This window comes from Micromonospora sp. DT4 (assembly GCF_049841675.1).
Lineage (GTDB): Bacteria > Actinomycetota > Actinomycetes > Mycobacteriales > Micromonosporaceae > Micromonospora.
The window spans coordinates 1-640 of the sequence record NZ_JBNCKT010000347.1 but is presented as its reverse complement, the minus strand read 5'-3'; the positions used below and the strand labels follow the sequence as shown (position 1 = coordinate 640).

General features: G+C 71.1%; 1 protein-coding gene. It reads left to right on the top strand.

Annotated features, from left to right (window positions below; all coding sequences use genetic code 11):
- Positions 1–290 precede the first annotated feature (290 nt).
- Positions 291–640: glycogen/starch synthase (locus ACLQ24_RS30040; protein ID WP_425895104.1), on the top strand; the 350-nt coding region annotated here is incomplete at its 3' end.

The following is a 640-nucleotide window of genomic DNA, read 5'->3' as shown; positions in this document are numbered from 1 at the left end:
GCGCGAAGCCGCCCGACGCATCAACGCCGAACGACTTCTCACTGCGTAGCCGTCCAGTTACCCGACAGTCTCTCAGGCGGTGATCGGAATCCACCCGTCTGATGAGCGCCACACCCTCGGGTGTCTTCCGTCACCATGGCCGATTTGGAGATGCGAACGCGCGCCCGATGCCCTTTGCTTGTCGGGGGACACGCGCCCGTGTGCCCCCGCTCGGCCCTCGGCCACCCTTTTCCCCCCTCTCCGCCGCCACTGACGCCGGCGCGCCTCACCATGCATGGACGGAGATAGATGTGACGACCCTGCGGGTCGATGAGCAGCTCGCTGCCACCAAGGACCGGACCCACCGGCCCACCCTCACCTCTCGACACCCGCTGCCCGCGTCCTCCGGCTCCTCCGCTGTCGTTCCGACGCAGCCCGGTGCGGTCGTGCCGACGCAGCCCGGTCCCGGTGTGCCGCCGCAGACCCGTCGCATCCTCATGCTGTCGTGGGAGTACCCGCCGGTGCTCGTCGGCGGCCTCGGCCGCCACGTCCACGCCCTGTCCGTCGCCCTGGCCGCCGCCGGCCACGAGGTCACCGTCGTCACCCGCCACGCCGACGGCGCACCCCTGGAGGAGTACGCCGACGGCGTGCGCATCCTGCG